Source organism: Amycolatopsis sp. NPDC041971, assembly GCF_055588925.1.
This window is the reverse complement of record NZ_JBVJCE010000015.1, coordinates 211,161-232,974: the sequence shown is the minus strand read 5'-3', so window position 1 is coordinate 232,974 and position 21,814 is coordinate 211,161. Positions and strand designations below refer to the sequence as shown.

The window sequence follows — 21,814 nt, the reverse complement described above, 5'->3', positions numbered from 1 at the left end:
GGACGACTTTCGCTGTACGGCCTGAATCAGCTTCCGCGCTCTTTCCGAAAATCACCGGGAATTCCGGGCGCTCCGCCCTGCCCGGAATTCCCGTTCGGCTTCGCACAGAACGGAATCCAGTATGACCACGACCGAAAACCGGGTCCGATCGGCCAGTGAATGGCAGGCGGCCGCGAAAGACGTCGCCGCCGAACTCGCGGTGAACGCGGCCGAGCGCGACCGGAGGAACGAAACACCGTACGCGGAAGTCCAGCTGCTCAAGGATTCCGGCCTGGTGACGCTGCTCGGCCCTGTCGAACACGGCGGAGGCGGCCAAAGCTGGGAGACGGCCTATCGCGTGACCCGCGAGGTCGCGCGCGGCGACGGCTCCATCGGCCAGCTGCTCGGCTATCACTACCTTTGGGCGTGGGCCGCCCGCCTGGTGGCGACCGACGAACAGATCGCCGCGGTGGAAGAGCTGTACACGCGGAACAACTTCTTCTTCGGCGGCGCTGTCAACCCTCGCGATTCCGATCTGAAGATCAGCGAGGACGGCGACGAAATCGTCTACAACGGACACAAGTCGTTCTCGACCGGGAGCAAGGTTTCCGATCTGACCGTGCTCGAAGGCGTCCTCGAGGGCACCGAGGACCACGTCTTCGCCATCGTTCCGTCCAAACAGGACGGTATCGTCTTCCATGACGACTGGGACAACATCGGCCAGCGGCTCACCGAATCGGGCAGCGTGACCATCACCGGCGTACGCGTCCCGTGGGCGAACGCGGCGGGCTACGTCGACAAGACGTTCCGGCCCCTGACCTACAACACGCTCAACGTCCCGGCGATCCAGCTGGTGTTCACGAACTTCTATCTCGGCATCGCGCAGGGAGCGCTGGAAACCGCGCTGGCGTACACGCGCGAACACACCCGCGCGTGGCCGTACGGCGGCGACGACAAGACCTCCGCCGGCGAGGAGTGGTACATCCTCGAAGGCTACGGCGACCTCCAGTCGAAGCTGTGGGCGGCCGAAGCGTTGGTGGACAAGGCCGGAGCGGCGATTTCGACCGTACTGCACGCGCCACGTGAAGAGCTGACACCCGAGGCCCGCGGCGAGATCGCGGTCCTCATCGCCGCCGCCAAACAGCGGGTGATCGACACCGGACTGGAGATCGGTACGAAGGTCTTCGAGCTGACCGGCGCCCGCGCGAGCGCCACGAAATTCGGTCTGGACCGCTTTTGGCGTAACCTGCGCACGCACTCGCTCCACGACCCTGTGGCCTACAAACGCCGCGAAGTCGGTGCTTACGCGCTGCTGAACGAGCTTCCGGAACCCACCTGGTACACCTGAGCCCAGCCGTAGCGGCGCGGGAAACCTCTGGCGCCCTTGACCGCGAAGTGCCCCCTGGGCACACCGATGCCGGTGTGCCCAGGAGCCGGATCACTCCTCGAAGCCTTCGCCGCCGTCGAAGGCGTCCTCCATGACCTCGCCGAGGATCATGCCGCCGACCACCCCGGCCGCGGCACCGGCGACCATGCCGCCCATCCCCGGACCACGCCTGCCGTGGTGACCGTGATGGCCGTGGTGGTCGTGGTCGTGGCCGTAGTGCTCCTGGTGCCCACCGAACATGGCGTGCCCGCCGCCGGACTCGGCGACCTTGGCCAGCCAGCCGTCGATGGCCGCGGTCCAGTCGGTGCGCAGAGCCTCCTCGTGCGAGACATGGAAGCGGCCGAAGGAGTCGCCGCCGGAGCGGAACATGCCACCGCGCCGGTCGGCTTCCAGCACCACGACGAGGTCGTCGGGACTTGCGACGAAGGTCAGCTCCACCTGGCTGACCCGGCCGGCGTAGCGCGACGGCGGGAAGAACTCGATCTCCTGGAAGAACCCGAGTTCCTGCCGGACGCCGTGCAACTGCCCGGCCTCGACGTCGGCGCTGCGGAACGAGAAGCCCAGCTCGCCGAACGCCTCCAGCACCCGATCCTGCGATTCCAGCGGGCCGACCAGCACCGGGTCGAGGTCGCCCTTGTCCGGCGCGCCGGCGATGACGAGCTCGGTCCGCACGCCGACGACCATGCCCGGCAGCTCCCGCCCGCCGACGGCGCTGATCGGCGTCTCCCACGGCAACGCGAGCTGGAACGGCACGGTGGTCAGCTCCCCCGCCGTCACCTTCACCTTGCGGCCGGCGCTGACCCGCAGGAACTCCGCGGTCCCGGCACGTTCGTGGTCGCCGCGCTCCACCTCGACCCTGGTGACCAGCGAAAGCAGGATCTCCTCGATCTGGGCGTCGCTCGAACCGCCCTGGATGCGGACCTGGCCGGTGATCACCTCGCCGGGAACGGCGTGCGGTGAGTCGAGCACGGTGTCGACGGACGGGCCGCCGACCCCGAAGGCGCTGAGCATCCGTTTGAACATCAGGGATTTCCTCCGCTGGTACTGGAACAAGAGTGCCGGAACACTTCGACTACTACCGAGATCCGCCGTCGGCCGCCAGCCGAACCGGGTTGAAGACCTCTAAGCGGGCGAGGCGTCACTACCTTCTCAGATCGGCCTGACGGACGTCGTGCAGGTGGATGACGACGTCGTAGGAGCGCCCGAGCGAGATGCCTGCCGGATCGACGGGGAACTGGGTGCCGATGGTGCGAGTGGGCCGGGCCACGTCCAGCCAGGCGCGCGCGGACGGCTGAGCGGTGCGCGTGTCGAGGTAGAAGTCCTCGAACCGGACCTGGTCGAGGGTGTGCTCGTTCGAACCGGACGGCGCCGCGGGGACGGAGAAGCGCTTCCAATCACCACCGACCGCAGTGTCCTTGGACAGGAACGAACCCCGGTCGAAGCTGAATCCGATCGGCAGATAGTCCCGGCCCAGTGTTTCGCGCAGGAAGGCGCCTTGGGTCTTCGGGTAGAGCTTCGGGTTGTCGGTGACGTAGGAGACGTGGCCGTTGTGCGCGGAGAGCAGGATCTTGTGGCCGGTCTTCCGCTGCCACCAGGCGACGTTCTCCGCCATCGCCCGGTCGCGCAGGATCTGCGCGGCGGGCAGGGATCGCGGGTCCGCGAGGTCGACGGCGAGGAACCGGGCGGTCTGCGCGACGAACCGGGCGTGCTGCTCGGCCCAGTCGTGGCCGTCCGCGCCGGTCAGGCCCTTGACCAGCTCATACGCTCCCTCTGCCTGGGTGGCGAGCCGCTGCCGTTCGTCGAGGGGTTTGCGGAGGTAGGCGAACGCGTCGTCGATCGGGCGCAGACCGGTGTAGAACCGGTCCAGCCGGGCCGAGTGCGCGGGATGGTGCTGACGCACGTAGCCGGTGATCCTGGCGAAGAACGCGTCGTTCACCGAAGGCGCGCCGAGATCGTCACCGACGAAGTGCACGGTGCGGCCCGGGTGCGCGCGGTTGTGGTCGCGCATCCACCGGATCAGGGCGACGAACTCCTCGCGATCCCACGGAGAACCGGCCAACGTCCGCTTCGCGAGCTCCCGGACGTCACCCTTGCCGGTCTGGACGTATTCGTCGATCTCCAGGCCGGCGGACCAGCTCAGCTCCAGCGCGAAGGCCCGGAACCCTCTTTCCTCGACGAGATAGCGGAACACCCGCTCCTTCATCGTGAAGAACTCGTGGGAGCCGTGAGTGGCCTCGCCGAGGCCGACCACCTTCGCGCCACCGATCATCCCGCCCAGTGCCCGCAGATCGGCCGTGTTCCGGCCGGGTTCGGTCGAGCGCAGCGGATACGCCGCCCGTTCCAGCGACCGCACCGGGTCCCGCCAGGCCGTCTCGGCGGCGAAAGCCGGGCTCGCGACGGGAGCGAGTACCGCACCCGTCATCACCACCAGGGCGGACAGGACCGCCCGTCTCCCCAGCCGTTTCCGATGCTCTTTCATACCGTCCGCCCCTTCACTCCGATGTCGAAGACGATCATCGTCCGCGGACCGGGGTGGGCGCGCTGTAGTTAAGCTCCTACTTCGGGGTGGGGAAAACCCCACCCCGCGAAAAGCGGGTGGACCCCGCCGCCGGGGTGTGGGTCCCGGCGGCGGGAATCCACCCGCGTTTATCTCCCTCCGCAGCGGCTGTCCGTCACTCCGCGCGCCACAACGCGGGTGTGGACGGCGGCTCCCAGCCAGGCTGGGCCGTGTGCGCCTGCAAGCACACATAACCGCGACCGCTGTAGGTGACCCGGGTACCCGCGGAATAGCCGGTTCCCGCGGCCCAGGTCGTCCCGCCGGGCGGGTTGGAGGTCGAAGTCGACGTCGTCGGCGTCGTACTGGTCGGCCGTGAGGTCGACGTCGGTGTCTGCGGCACGTTCAGCACGAAGTCGAACGCGGCCTGCTTGCCGGGAGGCTGGTCGCGCACGGTCATGAGCAACCGCGGGTCGAAGATCGAGTCGGTGTTGTTGCGCGGCTCGTTGGGGAAGTAGAGCTGCGTGGTCAGCACCGGCCTGCCGGGGGCCTGGACCTTGACGTGGATGTGCCGCGTACGACCGGGGTACAGACCGGGCACGATCGTGCTCAGCGAGAACGCGCCCTGGTCGTTGGTGAACTGGTGACCGCGGAAGGTGTACCCCACGTTGTCGTAGGCGCCGTTGACGTCCGCCTGCCAGAAGTCCAGCAGCGCCCGGGCGATCGGAAGACACCCGAGACCGAAGACGTAGCCGGAGACGGTGAGCCTCGTGCCTTGCGTGTTCGGCGTGACGAGCGACGTCCGCTGCGGGGAATTCGGCTTGAAGTAAGGACCTTCGGTCTGCGGCGGGGTCGGGTCGTCACCGTCGTCACAGGCCGGGGTCAGCTCGGGTGCCTGGCCGCTCGCGACAGTGGTGCGCGCGAGCGCGGGGCCGCCGATCAAGGCGACCGGGGCGGCGACACCGGCGGCCAGTGCCGCCTTCAGCACAGTCTTTCGGCTGAGCTTGTTCTCTTCGTCCATACCTGCTCCTCGTGGGGGCTTCGGGAATCACCCTCGACGGTATGGAGAAGATCAGCTGCGGACGATGGACTGAGTTGGTCAGTCGTGGTGAATCTCCGGGGCCGCGTCCCCGGTCCGGCGATAATCACCGGGGCTCAGTCCCGTTTCACGCCGGAAGAACCGGCAGAAATACGCGGGATCCGCGAATCCGACCCGGCTGGCGACCTGCCGGACGGTGAGATCCGTACCGAGCAGGAACCGTTTCGCCTCCCGTGTCCTCGCCTCGCGCATCAGTTGTGCCGCCGTCCGGCCGGTCGCCGTTTTCACCGCGTCGGTCAGATATCCCGGTGTGACGCCGATACGTTCCGCGAGCGCGCCGACCGACCAGAGCCCGAGGTCGGGCCGTCCGAGCAACCGGGCGAATTCCGTTCCCACCGCCTGAGTCCTGGCCGGCGGACGTGGATCCGCCAGTCCCGGGAGTCGCCCCGCCCGCACGATCAGCACGTGCATCAGGGCCCGCAGCACCGAATCGGTACCCTGCCCGCCACAACGGAATTCCTCGTCCAGTTCCGCGACCAGCCGAGCCGTCTCCTCGGCCGCGCGTTCGTCGAGCCGCCACGGCTGCTGGCTCAGCCGTCGCAGGGTCTCGCGATCCGCCGGATGTTCGAGCAGGAAATCGTCGGTGAACAACACGACGAATCCGCTGAGATCCTGGGCATCCCAATGATGCACCTGCCCCGGCGTTATGACCGCGAGTTGTGGTGGCCCCAATTCCCAGCGCGTGAAATCGATGACATGGTCGCCGGTGCCGCCCGTGACGTGGACGATTTCGTAGAACGTGTGCCGATGTGGGAACGCCGCCCGCGACATCGGCCCGATCGTGTCGAAGGTGCCGACCGTGAACGGCAGGGCGTCCGGCGCCCGGACCTCCAGCCGATGCAGTGGCAATTCCCCCGCCTTCGGTTGCAGGCAAGGCGTCCTGGGCAACACCGTCGTTCCGCGCATGGTCCGGTCCCTTTCACCACACTGGGAAGGAAAAGTCTAGACCAATAGAGGGTGCGCTGACTGCCGACGGAAGTCGCTTCTCATCCGAGCGGTACAGTCGAGATCATCGACGCACGTCCGAGGGGTCACCCCACCAGTCGCGCGGTCGGGCCCGGTGGCCGCTCCGCAGGCGCCGTCGCATGGGCGACGGCGGGCGATCCCACGGCGCCTTGCCACTTTCCGACGCCGATGGCATTCCTATTGTCCTTCTCGACACACAGAACATCCGTGGCGCGATGGGCACCTTCATGACCGCCTCGGCCGTTGTGTTCAGCGGAGGCCTCCGCGCGCCGCTGGTTCGGCGGGCGTCCGGAATCAGCGGCACCTCATTTCACACGACCAGACCCGGACAGGCCGTGCCGGCCTGGCTCGCCGTCACGGCCGTGCTCGCGCTACGGAAAGGACCTCGATGCTCGACCTGATCGGCACCACCACCCTCGTCACCGGGGCCAGCGGCGGTATCGGCCGCGGCATCGCCCGGCGTTTCGCGGAAGCCGGCAGCGCCGTCGCCGTGCACTACCACCGTGACGAGGCTTCGGCGCTCGCCGTCGTCGAGCGGATCCAAAAGGCGGGCGGCACCGCCGCGACGTTCGCCGCCGACCTCACCGACGACAGCGAATGCCGGCGTCTCATCGCCGCCGCCGCGGCCTGGACCGGGCAGCTGGACACCCTGGTCAACAACGCCGGCGTGCAGCCGGTCGAACCCTTGCCGGGGATGACGGCGGAAAGCTGGCGTGCCGTCCTCGACGCGAACCTCACCAGCGCGTTCTCGTGCACACAAGCCGCGGCCGAAGCGATGGACGGCGGCAGTATCGTCCACATCGCGTCGATCGAAGCGGCCCAGCCCGCGCCAGGACACGCGCACTACAGCAGCGCGAAGGCCGCCTTGGTCATGCACGCCCGCGCCGCCGCGCTCGAATACGGACCGCGAGGCATCCGCGTCAACGCCGTCTCCCCCGGCCTGATCGACCGCCCCGGACTCGGCGAAGCCTGGCCGGAGGGCGTCCGACGCTGGCACCAGGCCGCGCCGTTGGGCAGACTCGGCACGCCCGACGACGTCGCGAACGCCTGCCTGTTCCTCGCCTCGCCGCTCGCGGCGTGGATCACCGGGCAGAACCTGACCGTGGACGGGGGCGTGTCGGCTCGTCCCACGTGGTGACCGGTGCGTGTTCGATGACGCTGTCTCAACTGACGTCGCGGAGGTTTCTTTCGCGTGTGAGCGTCGGTGTACTGGGGCGGCCTGGTGGTCGAAGCCCCGACAACGGCGGTACGCCTCGACTGCCAGGGCGCTCGACTCCGCCGCTACGGCGATTTCCCTCGCTTACGTGAACGGCGGCGCGGGAACGGGTCACGGTGTCTTTATAGTTTCCGGAGCACTCTTCGCGCCACTAGCCGACCTCCTTCTGTAAGAGGGCGTCTCATGTGGTGAGTCTGCGGAGTTTCTTGTGGCAGGTGAGGCTGGCCGCGAGGATGAAGAAGGCGAGGAAGTGTTCGGCTTTCGCGTAGTGCAAACGCCGCCACAGTCCGGCTTTGGTCCGTTGGCCGAACCGACGATGCGCGGTCTGGAACGGAACCCCGAACGATGGCGGAAGATCCCGCCACGCACACCCACTGGTCAGGACGTACGCGATCGCGGTGAACACCGCACGAGGGTCCACCGGGGCAGTGTCGCCACCCTGCGGACGCACTTCAAACTCCGGGATCAGCGGCTCCACAAGGGCCCACAGCTCATCCGGAACCAACCGTAACGACAAACGATCAACCACAGCCAGGGTCATCGCTTACCAGTGACCGATCACCACGTAAGACACGTTCTTAAGTACCTTCGCAGCGCTTCGCTACTTTCTCTGCACGTGCATTAGGAATCTTCACCATTTAGGCCATTCGAGCTAGCACACCTGTTCGATTTGGAGTAGTATGGGGTTGTGGCCAGCGATGACGCATCCCCGGAGACGTCCACCGAGTGGTGGCGCGTCGATACCGCGACGCTGCACGCTCGCAAACAGGAACTCGAGTTTCAGAAGCGTCGGATCGATGCGGAGCAGAATGCTATTTTGGCGGAAATCAATTCCCGTGGGGTGCGGGGGTGTTCTGGTCATTCGACGTGGGCGGCGTTGATTTTCGAGGACTTTCGTGTGACGGACAAGGAAGCCAGTGCCCGCGCCGACCGCGTGCTGGCGCTGCATCCAGGTCCGGCTATCGGCGGAGATCCCGAGCCACCTCTAGCGCCGTTGACGGCCGACGCTGCTGCGGAGGGCGCGATCGGGGGTTCGCAGATCGACGCGATCATCCGCACCCTCGCCCGCACCCCGTCCACCGTTCCGGAAGAGGACGTACGAGCTGGGGAGAAGATCCTCGTCGATCTGGCTCGGCACGCCGGGCCGCGGCAGATCGCCCGCGCTGGGCGCCGCCTGCTGGACAAGCTGGATCCGGACGGCAAAGAGCCCCGCACCGAGGACCCGAAAGACGTCCGTCCGGAGATGCGGTTCGTCAAACACCGCGACGGTACCCTCGGCCTCAAAGCCACCCTGGACCTGGAAACATATGCCCGCCTGAAATCCGACCTCGACCCGATGGCCAAGCCGCACAAGGCCATCGACGGCGTGCGGGACTCCGTACGCAGGATGAGCGCTATGGGGATGCCTTCACCGATTATGTGCGGTTGAAGACCACCAGTCGGAACCTTCCCGGCCAGGCGGGCGAGGCGACGCACATTCTGGTCACCATGTCCTACGACGACTTGATCCGGGACATCGGGGAAGCCCATCTGGACCTCGTGCGGCCGATCAGTGCGACCGACGCAAGGATCCTCGCCTGTGATGCCCGCGTGCGACCCGGAGTTCTCGGCACCGCAGGCGAACCCTTGGACATCGGCCGATCGAAACGGACCGTGTCCCTGGCACAGAAGTATGCGCTCACCATCCGAGATGGTGGCTGCGCGTTCCCGGGCTGCGATATGCCCGTGCCCCGCTGTACGGCCCACCACATCGTTTTTTGGCGACACCACGGCGAAACGAAGATCGACAATCTCGTGCTGCTGTGCACCAAACACCACCGGCTCATCCACCACAGCCAATGGAAAGTCCAGCTCGCCCAAGACGGCTTGCCGGAATTCACCGCACCCGCCTACCTCGACCCCACCGGAACACCCAGACGCAACACCATGCACCTCAGGGTATAGACCGAACCCGTGTTTCAGGCATCGGAACCGTGAAAGTCCGTCTCAGCGACCCGATCGCGCCATCGAGTAGCCGAACCTCGGCCGAACCGAGCTCAACGGCGCCATCACCGGCTTCGGATCTCGGCCCCTCGCCTCAAGTTCGTCACCAGGGCCGTCGACTTTCCCGTGACGGCGGCCGCGAGTGGTCGTTCGAGGCCCGGAAGCGTTGCCATCCGAAGGAAAACCCGGCGCGCCCGCAGCAGGAACCGGTTCGCGGGCAGGAACCATCGTGCGCCTCGGCGGGCGACCTGTTGTTTTTCGGTCACCACCGGGCGGACCAGCTTTTCGTACTCCGTGAACGCGGCTTCGATCGAGGGAGACCGGGTGAGTTGTTCGGCCAAGACGAAGGCGCCCGCGATCCCGAGCGAAGCGCCTTGACCGGCGAGAAGGGAGACGGCGTAACAGGAATCGCCGACGAGGACGACCCGGCCTCGGCTCCAGGACGGCATCTCGACCTGCGCGACCTGGTCGTAATAGACCTCGCGGGAGGGCGGGCAGAGATCGAGTGCCTTGGGTACCGCCCAGCCGAGTGAGCCGTAGTTCGCGCGCAGTGCCGCTCGCGCGTCGTCGGGCAGGGCCGGATCGGTCGTGCGGTGCACGGCGAACGCCGCTAGTTTGCCGTCGCGGAGACCGTAGAAGCCCATCTGCCTCCCGATGGTGTCGGTCAGGCAGAACCGCTCCCCCACCCGCGCACGAATCTCATCGTCCTCGAAGACGAAGGCCGCCGTGTGGAAACCGAGGTGACGCAGAAACCGGCTCTCCTCACCGAAGACCAGCCGTCGCACGGTCGAATGGATCCCGTCAGCACCGACCAGCAGGTCGGCTTCGACCGTCTCGCCGTCCGCCAAGGTGATCCGTACGCGGTCACCGAGATCCTCGACGTTCGTGACGCCGGCGCCGAACCGGACGTCCACTGTGGACGGAAGTCCGGTACGCAGGACGCGTTCCAGGTCGGGCCGCATGACGCTGCAAAGCCTGCCCCGCACCGACTTGGCGAACTGGACGTAGTCGATCGCCGCCCGGCGGCGGCCACGTTCGTCCAGCAAACTCGCTTCGTTGACCTGGTATGCGGCGTCTTCGACCTGGGGCAGCAGGCCCATCTCCTCGACCGCGTCGAAGCCGGGACCGAAAAAGTCGACCATGTAGCCCTGTTCTCGCGGCCCCGTGGCACGTTCCAGCACCACGACCTCGACGTCCGACGCCGCGAGCCGGTGCGCCAGCGCCAGTCCGGTGATCCCGGCACCGCAGATCGCCACCTTCATCGGGGTTCCTCCCTTTCGGTTCAGCCGACCAGCCTGCGCAGGACGGCCGGAGAGACGTCGCGGCCGAGTGCCCGATGCAGCAGAAGCCCGTCCACCGCGGCGAAAAGCACCGCGGCGGTGTCTTCGGCTTCGGCCACGCCGCGGTCGGCCAACCAGCCGCCGAATCGGGTGCGCATACCGGTGAGGATTTCGCGGATGCCCTCACCCAGGGTGTCGTCGCGGGTCGCGGTGAGGCAGGCCTCGGCGAACAGCAACGACATCGGGTCGGTGCCGGAGTACTCGCCGACCGACGCCAGCAGCGCGTCCACCGCGTCGGCGGGCGTCTCGACGGTTTCCAGCGCCGGTTCGAAGGCGACGGCGACCTCGCGCATGGCTCCCAGCACGGCCTCGATCAACAAGGCCCGCAACGAAGGGAAGTGGTAGTGCACGACGCTCGGCGTGACACCCGCGCGGTCGGCAAGGATCCGGGTGCTGACCGCGGACCAGCCGAGTTCGGGCACGAGTGCGACGGCCGCTTCGAGCAACCGCCGCCGCACGGCCTGGCCACGTTCCGCCGCCGGGGATCCTGCCACCATCGCCTCCTAGGGCATTCGTCCTGTACGACTGCCCTGAGCGTATGCCTGGATCCGATTACCGCGCAAACTCGCTGGCCTGAAGGACGCACGGCCGGTCAGCGAAGCATCGGAGAGGCACTAATGCGCGGACAGTGGCGTGCTGCACGTCGCACTCCGCGATGAACCGAAAATCCCAACGCGGCAAAAATGACCTCGCTCCGGCTCGGTGCCATCGCGAGGCTTGCTCTCCGAACTCATTTTTGGAGGACACATGGTCTCGAAGCCCCGGGTCGCATTGGGAATGCTCGTCCTGCTCGTGCTGGCAGGCGGAATGATCGCGTTGCTGGTCTCGCTCGACGCGGACGCCTTCTGGGTCAAGACCCTGCCGATCGCCGTGATGGTCGGCGGAGCGGTCCTCGCCCAGTCCCTCGGCTTCTTCACCAAGGCACCGAAGGACTGAACCGGGGCAACCTTCCGGCCCCACCGCGCGTTCTCCCCCCACAGGGAGGAGGGGCCAATGGAGATCATCGTCGTGAACGAACTGGGTGTCCGCGCCGTGGTGCTGACCCTTCGCGCCAAGGGATCGGCACTTGGCTTCCGGCTGTTCCCCATGGTGCACATCGGAACGCAGGCCTACTTCGACGCGGTCCGGCGGCAGGCGAACGACTGTGACGTGGTGGCGGCCGAGGGAGTCGGTGACGCGAGATCGGTGTCCCGGCTGACCGCGAGTTACCGGCTCGCGGCGCGGAACAAACGCCTCGGACTCGTGGTGCAGGATCTGAAGGCCGACACCTTCCTCGTGCCGACGGTCCGGCCCGACCTCGACGGTCCGGGGTTCTCCGAGGACTGGCGCCGCGTCCCGCTCGGCGACCGGCTGATGGTGTCCCTGCTGGCACCGGCACTGGGCGCGTTCCTGCGCGGCTTCGGCACGCGCGGCATGCTGGCGCGGTTCATGACCGTCGACGACGAAGACGACTCCTGGGTCGATTCCGCCGTGGCGATGCCCGAATTGGACGACCTGATCGGCGGCAGCCGCGACGAACTCCTCGTGGACGCGCTGGCCGGACTGCTTCAGACACGCTGAGGCGCGAAGGTCCGGCGATAGTCCTGCGGGGAAACCCCGACGACCTTGTGGAAATGGTGGCGTAACAGGGCTCCCGAGCCGAAACCGCAGCGGCGCGCGACCTCGTCGATGCCCATCGTCGTCTCTTCCAGCAGCGACCTCGCGTGCAGGACCCGCTGCGTCGAAAGCCATCGGTGCGGCGTGGTGCCCGTCTCGGCGACGAACTTGCGAGCGAAGGTACGCTCGGACATCCGTGCCCGGCGGGCGAGATCGGCGACGGAGTGTTCGTGGGCGATGGTGTCGAGCATCCAGGTGAGCACCGGCTGGAGACTGTCACCGGTGCACTCCGGGATCGGCACCTCGACGAACTGGCGTTGCCCGCCCTCGCGCTGCGGCGGCACCACCATGCGCCGGGCGATCGCGGTGGCCGCGGCGGATCCGAGTTCGCGCCGGACCAGATGCAGACAGGCGTCGATGCCGGCGGCCGTTCCGGCGCTGGTGATGATGTCACCGTCGTCGACGAAGAGGACATCCGGATCCAGCCGCGCCAACGGGAACCGGTGCCGGAACCTGGCGCTGTGCCGCCAGTGGTTCGTGCACCGCCGCCCGTCGAGCAGGCCGGCGGCGCCCAGCACGAAAGCGCCGGTGCAGACCGAAAGCAGCGTGGCTCCCCGCGCCGCGACCGCGCGGAGCGCTTCGAGCACCGCGGGCGGGTACTCGTCGCGCACGTCGCAGGCGGGGACGACGACGAGGTCCGCGTCCTCGGTCGCTTCGAGACCGTGTTCCGGCGTCACCTTGACACCGTGGCCGAGGCTGAGCGGTTCTCCCGCCCGCTCCCCGCACACGCGGAAGTCGAGCAAGGGCACTCCGTCCTCGGTGCGGTCGTAGCCGAACACCTCGCAGACGACCCCGAACTCGAAGGCGGCGAAGTCGTCCAGCAGTACCACGGCGACGCTCTTCAGCATGGCCCGAGCATAGCTGGCAGGATTTTGCCGCACAACGACAGAACTGCCACTTTTGGCAGAATGTCGATCGGCGCAAACTTACTGCCATGACCGCAATCATCGTCACCCTCGCCCTGATCGCCCTCGTTACTTACCTCCTGAACCGCAACCACAGGCGCCAAGGACGCCCGGACACCGCCGGTGGTGACCCGCTCGGCAGGCCTTTTCGGACAGGCGGCGCCGCGGTCTGAGCCGCCGCGATCTCCATGACCCGATGTCACGAGAGACACGTTCCCCGCCAGGGCCGGTGACGAAGCTCCCATCCGCCGAGGTCAAACCGCATATACCGGTTTAAACCTCTTCTGCCGCATTCTCTGCCGGGTACCAGTTTTCTGGTTAGGGTGCAGTGGTGCAAACGGGCTAACTCGGGCGGAAGGAGATCGCGCTGTCATCGGCGCGTGGCTGAACATGAGTTCGCAGGACGGTAAACAAGCGGAAGAAGAGGTAGGCGCGGAGACCGCGTCGGACCTCGCCCACGCACCGGATACGACAGGCCCGGGCCACCCGCCCGATGAGCACGTCCCCCTCGACCTCGCCTCCGAACGCCCCGCCGAGACCGACCGGACCGTTTTCGGTGTGGCCGCGGTGCTCGCGCTCGCGATCATCGTCTGGGGCGTGCTGGCCCCGGAAAACCTGGCGAGTGTCGCGTCGACCTTGTTGAACGACGCCGTGATCCCTTACGGCGGTTGGGCTTTCGTACTGACCGCGAGCGGTTTCGTGCTCTTCGCGGTCTGTCTGGCCATAAGCCGCTACGGCCGGATCCCGCTGGGCGGGGACAAGGAACTGCCCGAATTCCGGACGTCGTCGTGGATCGCGATGATGTTCAGCGCCGGCATGGGCATCGGCCTGATGTTCTTCGGGGTGTACGAACCGGTCTCCCACCTCGCGAGCCCGCCCCCGGGCACCGCGGCCCCGAATTCCGACGAAGCCGTCCACACCGCGATGGCGACGACGTTGTTCCACTGGACCGTGCACCCGTGGGCGATCTACGCGGTGGTCGGTCTCGCGATCGCCTACAGCACCTTCCGCAAGGGCCGCACCCAGCTGATCAGTTCGGTGTTCGCGCCGCTGATCGGCAAGCGGCGCACCGAAGGCCCGCTGGGCAAGGCGATCGACATCATGGCGATCTTCGCCACCCTGTTCGGTTCGGCCGCGTCCCTCGGCCTCGGCGCGCTGCAGGTCGGTGGCGGAATGGGCGCCGTCGGCTGGATCGACGATCCCGGCAAGGGCCTGCTGGTCGCGATCATCGCGATCCTCACCATCGCGTTCATCGCTTCGGCGGTTTCCGGCGTGGCCAAGGGGATCCAGTGGCTGTCCAACATCAACATGGTGCTCGCCGCGGTGCTCGCGGTGTTCGTGCTGGTGGTCGGACCGACCGTGCTGATCCTCAACATCGTGCCGGGCGCGATCGGCGATTACTTCCGCGAACTGGCGGAGATGTCGGGCCGCACCGGAATGACCGGTGGCGAGGAGATGCAGACCTGGCTCGGCGGCTGGACGGTCTTCTACTGGGCGTGGTGGATCTCGTGGACACCCTTCGTCGGCATGTTCATCGCGCGGATCTCCCGCGGCCGCACCATCCGGCAGTTCATCTTCGGTGTCATCGCGATTCCGAGCATCGTGAGCCTGATCTGGTTCGCGATCTTCGGCGGCGCGGCGATCAGCAGGCAACGGGCCGGGACCGACATCGCGGGCGCGGACAGTGCCCAGTCGGCGACGTTCGAACTGCTCGAGACCCTGCCGTGGTTCATCCCGATCGCGATCCTGGTGATGATCCTGGTGTCCATCTTCTTCGTCTCCGGCGCGGACGCGGCGTCGGTGGTGATGGGCACCTTGTCCCAGCGCGGAAGCGTGCATCCGAAGAAGACCGTCGTGATCTTCTGGGGTGTGCTGATGGGCGCCGTCGCGGCGGTGATGCTGCTGGTCGGCGGGAACAAGGCGCTGACCGGTCTGCAGAATCTCACCATCCTGATCGCGGTGCCGTTCGTGTTCGTGATGGTCGGGTTGTGCGTGTCGGTCTGGAAGGACCTGCGCGACGACCCGCTGATGAAGCAGGAAGACGCGATGATGTTGTCGCTGAAGGAACTGCACGAGGAACGCACCAACGGCCACGGCCGCCGTCGCATCCTCGGACGGGCGAAACAGCGCTCCTGATCTCGTGAGTACATGAAGGCCCCCATCCTGTAGCCAGGCGCGAGGATGGGGCCTTCATGTACTTCAGGCGCGTCCGATGGCGACGAAAGCGCACAGCGCGAGGTAGCGGCACATGACGGCCGGCAGACCGGCGACGATCCACAGTGCGGTATCCATCAATGCCCCGCGAACTGGCCCGGCGTGTAGTCGCCCGCCGGCTGCCGGGTGATGACGTTCAGCCGGTTGAAGGCGTTGATGAGCGCGATCTGGGTCACCAGCGCCACGAGTTGCTCGTCGTCGTGGTGCTTGGCGGCGGCCGCCCACACCTCGTCGGTGACACCGGCGCCGTCGGCGAGGCGGCAACCCTGCTCGGTGAGTTCCAGCGCGGCGCGTTCGCCCTCGGTGAAGACCGTCGCTTCGCGCCAGCACGCGATCAGGTTCAGCCGGGTCGTGGTCTCCCCCGCCTGCGCCGCGTCCTTGGTGTGCATGTCGAGGCAGCCGGCGCAGCCGTTGATCTGGCTGGCCCGGATGTTCACCAGTTCCCTTGTCGTCAAAGGAAGTTCGCTGCCGTCGAGGACTTTCGCGGCCGAAACGAGATGCTTCACCAGCTTCGGCGCGAGAGCGGTCTTGAGGTATTCGAGCCTTGCCTGCACGGTATTCCTCCTTCTCGTCGGTGTTCACTTACTTCGACGAGGAGGACTTCCGAGAGGTAACACCCATGGCCGCGAGGCGACGCGGGTCACTCACGGACTCGATTTCGACGATGCGGCCGTCGACGACGGTGCAGGACATCACGCCCAGCAGCCTGCCGGTCCTGCTCCACGACACGATTCCCGGTTTGCCGTTGACCAGCGCGGGACGAGTGGTGACGACGGCGCGCGCCCCGTGTCGGGCCCGCGTGGCCACCTCGGCGGCACCCGATCGCACGACCTCACCGTGCCGGCTCTGCGAGCGCCACGTCACGTCGGGGTCGAGCATCTCGATCAAACCGTCGAAGTCTCCTTCGCGCGCGGCCGCGAGGAACGCCTCGACGACCGCGTGCTGCCGGGGCTCGTCGGCCGGACGCCGTCCCTGCACCTTCCGGCGGGCGCGGCTGGCGAGCATCTTGGTCGCGGCCGCGGATTTGCCGAGGATCTCGCCGACCTCGGCGAACGGGACCCCGAACAGATCGTGCAGTACGAAGGCCAGCCGCTCGGCGGGGCCGAGGGTGTCGAGCACCACGACCAGCGCCACCCCGACCGATTCGGCGAGCAGCGCGTCCTCTTCCGGCGAGTCTTCGAGCACGAGCAGTTCGGGTGGCTCGTCGTAGGAATCTTCGGGGCGCGTCTTGCGGGAACGCAGGACGTCGATGCAGACGCGGCCGACGACGGTGGTCAGCCAGCCGGACAGGTTGTCGATCGTGTCGGCGTCCTGACGGGCCAGCCGCAACCAGGCCTCCTGGACGGCGTCCTCGGCGTCCGCGCGCGAACCGAGCATCCGGTGTGCCACGGCCACCAGACGCCCGCGCTGCTCTTCGAACGCGCTGGCCAGGGCCTCGCCGGTCATGTCGATACCTTTCTCGCGCCGAACCCGTCATGGACATGACGAACGCGACGCGAGAAAGGTAACCGGCGCCGGTGAGGCCGCGGTCCAGGTGGTGGGGGGGGGGGGGGGGGGGGGGGGGGGGGGGGGGGGGGGGTTGGGGGGGGGGGGGGGGGGGGGGGGGGGCGCCCCCCCCCCCCCCCCCACGGCTCCGCCGATCTGCTCGGAGAAGGTCCCCATGGATCACCACGTCATACCGGCGAGTTCGGGTTCGACCGGAGTCGACATCGCCCTGGTCGTACTTCGGCTCGGCCTCCTGCTGACGACCGCTTTCCTCGCCGGCACGGGAATCCTTCGCCCGCTCGTGGGCGAGCTGCCCCGTCGCCTCCACCTCACCGTCGCCGTACTGGGCGGGGTTTCCGCCGCGCTGGCCGCGGTTTCCGCCTTCGCGACCGACGTCAACGTCGTCGCGCTGGTCGTGCATCTCGTGCTGGCACTGGCGATTCCCGTCCTGATCCGCTGGCCGTCGGCGGGCCGCTGGGCTTCCCTCGCACTCGCCGCGCTGGTGGTGCTCGAAACCTCGCTCGGACGGACGGGCATCGAGTTCGCCATCGACACCGTCTACGTCGCCGCGTCGGCCCTGTGGTTCGGTGTCACCGTTCTTTCCGTCTGGGTACCCGCCGGGCAATGGCGTCAGACGAACTTCCGGCTCGGCCCGCTTTCGCTGACACTGGGCGGGCTTCTCGTCGTCGCGGGTGCGGTCCAGTTGTTCTCCTCCGGTCTGGGTTTCGACCGCCGGATCTACGGCACGCTCTTCGGTCTCACGTTGCTCGTGATCGCCTTGCTCCCGGTCTTCGCCACCGTGGTCGCGGGATTCTTCGTCACCGGCACGGATTCCACGCGGGCCTACCGGTTCGGCGCGGTCGCCGTGGCCGTCGGTTTCCTTGCCTGGAGCGCCCTCGCGGCCATTCCCAAATCGCCCGAATCGCCGATCCCCGGTGTCGCGTTGCTCGCGGACGCCGCCATCGGCGACCAGCGGTTCCCGGTGCTGGTGAGCCCGCAGCGACCAGGCAAGAACCTCGTCCACTTTCCCGCGAGCGCGGGCGAAGACCTGTCCGCCGGGATCGAAGGCGGCTTGATCGGCAAAGCCATCGTGCGCCCCGGCGCCGAAGGCACCTGGGCCGAGATCAACCTGCCGAAGGGCCGCAGCGACCTGATCATCGGCCGCGGCGAGGAGAAGACGACCATCGAGGTCGACGCGGGTGAGGAAGAAGGGCACGCCATCGCGGACACGGACGCGCCCGAGTGCGCTTCGGCCGCACTGGGCGGCCTGATCGCCGACCGGCGTGAGGTCCTCACCTCCTGCCCAGCCGACGCGCTTTCGAGCGAGGACAGCGGCTCTCTCGTCAAACTTGTCGAGTTCCTCGCCGAGCGCGAGCCTTCCGCGCTCACCCTTGTCGAGGACAGCTCGCCGCGCAGCGTGGCCGCCGCGAAACTGGTCCGCGAGACCGCCGCACGCCTCGGCCTGCCGGTGCAGACCGAGGCGGGCCCGAATACCGCGCTGGTCGTGGTGTCCGGCTGGGCGGGCGGCTACACGGCGATGACCCGCGCGGCCGAGTCCCAGCGGCTCAAGCCGACCCATCAGTACGGCCTGTACCTGGCGCCCTGGCTGCTCAACGGGCCGATCGTCAACTCCGTGGCGAGTTCCTCCCTGCCGCTGAGGTTCGACCCGCGCGAACAGGTCGCCGTGAGCTTCGCTGTCGCCGCGGGCAATGCCTTCGGTGGCGAAAGCCCCACGCTCGGCGGCTTCCGCAGCTGGCTGGGCGACCAGTGGAGGTCGATGAACGGCGACGTCCAGATCTTCGCGGCGGCGCAGGTCAACGCCATGCCGATGTACCCGGGCGAACCGCACGCCGTCGGGATGATCGCCGACCGGAACTACGCGGGGCAATGGATCCCCGACGGCACGATCGTGCCGGTCAGCTCGGTTCTGCGGTGAAGGATTCCGCTCGATTCCAGCAGCGGTGAAGAAAAGGGAGAAAAGATGAAGCGAATCGCGGCCCGTGTGCTGCTGCCGCTCGCCGTCGCGGGCGCGCTGTCCGGACTCACCGGCGGGGTCGCCTCCGCCGACCCGCTCCCGGCCCTGCCCACCGGTGGCGGCAACCCCGCGGTCTGGCTGATTCCCGGCCTCGACCTCGGCGGACTGCTCGGACCGACCGTTCCCGTCCCCACCGACGTCCTCGCCCCGATCTACGGGATTATCACGCCGATTTCGTAAAACCGTTACCAGCAAAGGAGAACCTCGTGATGAAGACCTTTGTTCGCGCTGTCACCGGTGCCGCGCTCGCCGGCCTCGTCGTGCTCGGCTCGGCCGCTCCGGCGCTCGCCGCCCCGAACGATGTCGTGGTCGTCGATGAGCCTGACACGAGCGACCTCGACAACATCTGGACGTTCGCGCCGCTCGGCGTCCCGGTGCTGGGCCTCATCCAGTCCCTCAACGGCGTCCCCGGCCGGCTGCTGCCGTCCTGACTTCCGCGGCGGCGCGGCTCTCAGGCCGCGCCGCCGTTTTCGGTGAGGAGGACCGATGGCCGACAGGCAACTGATCGGGCGCATCGCCATCGCGGGGATCGTGGTGGCCGCGCTCGCGACCTGTGTGGTGCTGCTCAACGGCGGTGAGGAACCGCAGACCGAGACCGTGGCCGTCGTCGGCGAGCCGACCGGCGCCGTGCCGACGCGGGAGCCGGACCGCACGATCACGCGGACACTCAGCCAGGCGCGGCCGCAGCCGGTGTCGAACGACTGGCGGATCGCCTACGAACTCGCCGGGACGGGGACCGCGACCGTGGTCTACGACTCGAATGGGCTGGGGCTCGTGCACCAGGAGTTGCAGGTGACGCTGCCGTGGCGCAAGGAGCTCACGTGGAAGAACACCGGCACCCCGCCGGCCGTCCAGCTGATGGGGCAAGGCGAGGGCGCCGTCGAATGCCGGGTGGCCGTGGGCGGCGCCGTCGTCACCTCGGAGAAGTCCGCTCCCGGTGAGGTCGCGACCTGCGCCGGCCGCCTGGCCCCCTCGTGACCACCGCGTCGCCTTTAGCGGGCTAAACGCGATCCGGGGCCTGGCGCGCTCTCCGGCCCCGGTGTCGACTTTAGCCCCCTAATCGCGATCCGGCGGTGGGGGAAATTCGCTGGCCGGGGTAGGCAGAATGTAGCCATGACCTGGAGCTTCGAAGTCACCCCCGTCGATCACCCGGACGCCGCCCAGCTACTGCGTGAGTACCTGGACGAGATCGCCTCCCGCTTCTACGAGCGCCAGGTCACCGAGGAGGAGCTCGACGTCTTGCTCGAGGAAAACCACAGCCGGGACATGGTCCCGCCGACCGGTGCCTTCCTGCTCGCGCGGCGCGACGGGGTGTTGGCCGGGTGCGCGGGGTTGCGGGTCGTCGCGCCCGAGATCACCGAACTCAAACGCGTCTTCCTGCGGAAGTCCGAACGCGGCAAGGGCGGCGCGACGCTGCTCGTGGCCGCCGCCGAGGACGTCGCCCGGGGCCTCGGGGCCACGCTGATTCGCCTCGACACCCGCGACGACCTCGTCGAGGCGAGGGCTCTGTACACCCGCCTCGGCTACGAGACTGTCGAGCCCTTCAACGACGACCCCTTCGCGCACCACTACTTCGCGAAGTCCCTGGTCCAGACCGTGCCGGATCGCGTTTAGCCCGCTAAAGGCGACGCGGCCGCGGGGTGAAGGTCGCCTTGGCGAGGAGGGCACCGGCGAGGACGGGGGCCAGTCCGATCAGCAGCAGGATGACGCCGGTGTCCTTGCCCTCGATCAGCGGATGCCACCACAGCGGGGTCACGGCGATATCGACGACGTCACCCCGCTCCGGGAACGTCCCGAAGGACATCCAGCGCAGGTCCTTGACCTCGTGCGTCTCGCCGTCGAGTTCGTAGGTGCCGTCCACCAGGTTGCCGTTGCCGCAGCCGGTGCAGCTCGACGTGCCCGCCTCCGCGCGCAGGATCGCGGTCACGGTGAGGCGCGCTTCGGGCGCGAGCCCGGTCAACGCGGTCAGCGAGTTCACCGCGAGTGCCAGCCCCGGCAAAACCAGCGCGAGCGACACGACCATGCGTGCCACCAGTGACAGCGACGACAGCGGCTGACGGCCCGCCGCCTCCCTGCGCCGGTTGAGCGGGCCGCGGAGCCCGGCGAGCGGACCTCGCCGTCCGCCGAGCCATCCGGCGTCACTGGTGTCGGAAGCCACCGCGACGGCTCGGAAATCCGCGTCTTCCCAGTCCACTGTGGACGCCAAGATGGCCAGACGCCGGGAGTCGGCGAACATCATCTCTTCGGTCAGCGTCCCGGCTTCGGAGGTCCACAACGAACCGCCGTGAAAAGCGACTTCGTGGACCCGGAACCACGAGTCGCCCTCCAGCAGTGTGCGAACGCCGGGGGAGAGCAGCGACTTGGCGAACTCCGGATCGGACGTCGTCACGGTGAACCGGCGGTCGAACTCCGTGCCGGTCTCGAATCGCTGGAGCAGCGCGTCCGGCTTCGGTGTCCCGACGGTGTTCCGCGCGATGCGGGCGTCCTCCAGCGGTGTGAACCGCTCCGGCTCGAAGGCACCCGCGAGCGGGGTGATGACGACCGACGGCACGACAGGCGTCCGAAGCTGGATCAGGGCGTACGTCCCATCAATCAGGTCAGCTGTCCTGGCCAAGTCCGGGAAGCCCTCCGAGCCGCCGAGCCCGTACTCGACCCCGAGTAGCCGATGCCCGTTGTGCTCGAACTCGACAGCGGTCGCCACCGACTCGGGAGAGGCTTGGGTGACGGCGATCCCACGCTGGGGGAGCACGCCGAAGCTCGGTTCGCCGGTCGCGTCGAGCCTGCCGGTCCACGTCTTCTGCCGATGCCCCCGCCACGCCGCCAAAGCCGCGATCACCAACGGGAAGGCGAACCAGAGCCAGCCGGGCACCGCACTGCCGGACCCCGCCGAGAGCCAGTACAGCGACGTTTCGGAGACGAGGATCCCGCAGAGCGCGTAGCTGACGGCCGCCGCCGCGGGCCGCCGTCCGTCGAAGCGCCCGCCGAGCAGCAACAGCCCCAGAGCCAGGGTGTACCCACCGGCGATGAGCCACGGCCCGGCCAGCTGATCGTCCAT

Annotated in this window: 21 protein-coding genes and 2 pseudogenes; 12 read left to right on the top strand and 11 right to left on the bottom strand. The window is 68.0% G+C overall.

Features of this window, described 5'->3' with window-relative positions; genetic code table 11:
* Window positions 1-121: 121 nt before the first annotated feature.
* Entirely contained in the window at window positions 122-1,327 is a 1,206-nt protein-coding gene (locus ACZ6DT_RS27940; RefSeq protein ID WP_465600543.1) for an acyl-CoA dehydrogenase family protein, read from the top strand.
* A 90-nt stretch (window positions 1,328-1,417) separates the two neighbouring features.
* Here ACZ6DT_RS27940 and ACZ6DT_RS27935 read toward each other — a convergent pair whose 3' ends face one another.
* The 4 genes from ACZ6DT_RS27935 to ACZ6DT_RS27920 form a co-directional block, all read right to left on the bottom strand.
* The gene (locus ACZ6DT_RS27935) at window positions 1,418-2,389 is read right to left on the bottom strand and encodes a sporulation protein (RefSeq protein ID WP_465600541.1); all 972 of its coding nucleotides are present in this window, start codon (window positions 2,387-2,389) and stop codon (window positions 1,418-1,420) included.
* Between the two features lie 118 nt (window positions 2,390-2,507).
* Complete coding sequence (locus tag ACZ6DT_RS27930; protein ID WP_465600538.1) at window positions 2,508-3,845, bottom strand: erythromycin esterase family protein; 1,338 nt, start codon at window positions 3,843-3,845, stop codon at window positions 2,508-2,510.
* A gap of 193 nt (window positions 3,846-4,038) precedes the next feature.
* Entirely contained in the window at window positions 4,039-4,881 is an 843-nt protein-coding gene (locus ACZ6DT_RS27925; RefSeq protein WP_465600535.1) for a dioxygenase family protein, read from the bottom strand.
* 78 nt (window positions 4,882-4,959) lie between these two features.
* Window positions 4,960-5,865, bottom strand: coding sequence for an AraC family transcriptional regulator (locus ACZ6DT_RS27920; RefSeq protein ID WP_465600532.1), 906 nt, complete (start codon window positions 5,863-5,865; stop codon window positions 4,960-4,962).
* Between the two features lie 448 nt (window positions 5,866-6,313).
* Here ACZ6DT_RS27920 and ACZ6DT_RS27915 point away from each other — a divergent pair, with 448 nt between their 5' ends.
* Entirely contained in the window at window positions 6,314-7,063 is a 750-nt protein-coding gene (locus ACZ6DT_RS27915; RefSeq protein WP_465600529.1) for an SDR family NAD(P)-dependent oxidoreductase, read from the top strand.
* Between the two features lie 340 nt (window positions 7,064-7,403).
* Here the strand turns inward: ACZ6DT_RS27915 and ACZ6DT_RS27910 are convergent.
* Window positions 7,404-7,670, bottom strand: a pseudogene (locus tag ACZ6DT_RS27910) (transposase); the annotation flags it as partial.
* A gap of 159 nt (window positions 7,671-7,829) precedes the next feature.
* Between ACZ6DT_RS27910 and ACZ6DT_RS27905 the strand changes: the two are divergent.
* Window positions 7,830-9,085 (top strand): annotated as a pseudogene (locus tag ACZ6DT_RS27905) (HNH endonuclease signature motif containing protein).
* A gap of 104 nt (window positions 9,086-9,189) precedes the next feature.
* Here the strand turns inward: ACZ6DT_RS27905 and ACZ6DT_RS27900 are convergent.
* Window positions 9,190-10,386: an FAD-dependent monooxygenase gene (locus ACZ6DT_RS27900; RefSeq protein WP_465600526.1), complete on the bottom strand. Its 1,197-nt coding sequence runs from the start codon at window positions 10,384-10,386 to the stop codon at window positions 9,190-9,192.
* Window positions 10,387-10,406: 20 nt separating this feature from the next.
* On the bottom strand, window positions 10,407-10,961 hold the full coding sequence (locus ACZ6DT_RS27895; RefSeq protein ID WP_465600523.1) for a TetR/AcrR family transcriptional regulator: 555 nt from the start codon (window positions 10,959-10,961) through the stop codon (window positions 10,407-10,409).
* A gap of 250 nt (window positions 10,962-11,211) precedes the next feature.
* On the opposite strand from ACZ6DT_RS27895, the gene ACZ6DT_RS27890 reads away from it, so the two are divergent.
* Window positions 11,212-11,400 carry a hypothetical protein gene (locus ACZ6DT_RS27890; protein ID WP_465600521.1) on the top strand — a complete coding sequence of 63 codons (189 nt, stop codon included), beginning with the start codon at window positions 11,212-11,214 and terminating at the stop codon, window positions 11,398-11,400.
* A 57-nt stretch (window positions 11,401-11,457) separates the two neighbouring features.
* Window positions 11,458-12,024, top strand: coding sequence for a hypothetical protein (locus ACZ6DT_RS27885; protein WP_465600518.1), 567 nt, complete (start codon window positions 11,458-11,460; stop codon window positions 12,022-12,024).
* Here ACZ6DT_RS27885 and ACZ6DT_RS27880 read toward each other — a convergent pair.
* A complete protein-coding gene (locus ACZ6DT_RS27880; protein ID WP_465600516.1) occupies window positions 12,012-12,968 on the bottom strand; it encodes a GlxA family transcriptional regulator in 957 nt (318 codons plus the stop codon). The two genes, ACZ6DT_RS27885 and ACZ6DT_RS27880, sit on opposite strands and share 13 nt — an antisense overlap.
* Before the next feature lie 86 nt (window positions 12,969-13,054).
* On the opposite strand from ACZ6DT_RS27880, the gene ACZ6DT_RS27875 reads away from it, so the two are divergent.
* Window positions 13,055-13,198 (top strand): hypothetical protein, encoded by a 144-nt coding sequence (locus ACZ6DT_RS27875; RefSeq protein ID WP_465600513.1) that lies wholly within the window; start codon window positions 13,055-13,057, stop codon window positions 13,196-13,198.
* A gap of 217 nt (window positions 13,199-13,415) precedes the next feature.
* Window positions 13,416-15,161 (top strand): BCCT family transporter, encoded by a 1,746-nt coding sequence (locus tag ACZ6DT_RS27870; protein WP_465600510.1) that lies wholly within the window; start codon window positions 13,416-13,418, stop codon window positions 15,159-15,161.
* Between the two features lie 155 nt (window positions 15,162-15,316).
* Here ACZ6DT_RS27870 and ACZ6DT_RS27865 read toward each other — a convergent pair whose 3' ends face one another.
* Window positions 15,317-15,793, bottom strand: coding sequence for a carboxymuconolactone decarboxylase family protein (locus ACZ6DT_RS27865; protein WP_465600508.1), 477 nt, complete (start codon window positions 15,791-15,793; stop codon window positions 15,317-15,319).
* Window positions 15,794-15,821: 28 nt separating this feature from the next.
* Window positions 15,822-16,685, bottom strand: coding sequence for a sigma-70 family RNA polymerase sigma factor (locus tag ACZ6DT_RS27860; protein WP_465600505.1), 864 nt, complete (start codon window positions 16,683-16,685; stop codon window positions 15,822-15,824).
* A gap of 214 nt (window positions 16,686-16,899) precedes the next feature.
* On the opposite strand from ACZ6DT_RS27860, the gene ACZ6DT_RS27855 reads away from it, so the two are divergent.
* The 5 genes from ACZ6DT_RS27855 to ACZ6DT_RS27835 all read left to right on the top strand — a co-directional run bounded on the left by ACZ6DT_RS27855 (window position 16,900) and on the right by ACZ6DT_RS27835 (window position 20,373).
* Complete coding sequence (locus tag ACZ6DT_RS27855) at window positions 16,900-18,660, top strand: hypothetical protein (protein ID WP_465600503.1); 1,761 nt, start codon at window positions 16,900-16,902, stop codon at window positions 18,658-18,660.
* A gap of 45 nt (window positions 18,661-18,705) precedes the next feature.
* A complete protein-coding gene (locus ACZ6DT_RS27850) occupies window positions 18,706-18,939 on the top strand; it encodes a hypothetical protein (RefSeq protein ID WP_465600500.1) in 234 nt (77 codons plus the stop codon).
* Between the two features lie 26 nt (window positions 18,940-18,965).
* The gene (locus ACZ6DT_RS27845) at window positions 18,966-19,190 is read left to right on the top strand and encodes a hypothetical protein (protein ID WP_465600498.1); all 225 of its coding nucleotides are present in this window, start codon (window positions 18,966-18,968) and stop codon (window positions 19,188-19,190) included.
* Window positions 19,191-19,245: 55 nt separating this feature from the next.
* Window positions 19,246-19,737, top strand: a complete 492-nt coding sequence (locus tag ACZ6DT_RS27840; RefSeq protein WP_465600495.1) for a hypothetical protein — start codon at window positions 19,246-19,248, stop codon at window positions 19,735-19,737.
* Between the two features lie 135 nt (window positions 19,738-19,872).
* A complete protein-coding gene (locus ACZ6DT_RS27835; RefSeq protein WP_465600493.1) occupies window positions 19,873-20,373 on the top strand; it encodes a GNAT family N-acetyltransferase in 501 nt (166 codons plus the stop codon).
* 4 nt (window positions 20,374-20,377) lie between these two features.
* On the opposite strand, the gene ACZ6DT_RS27830 is transcribed toward ACZ6DT_RS27835, so the two are convergent.
* Entirely contained in the window at window positions 20,378-21,814 is a 1,437-nt protein-coding gene (locus tag ACZ6DT_RS27830; RefSeq protein WP_465600490.1) for a hypothetical protein, read from the bottom strand.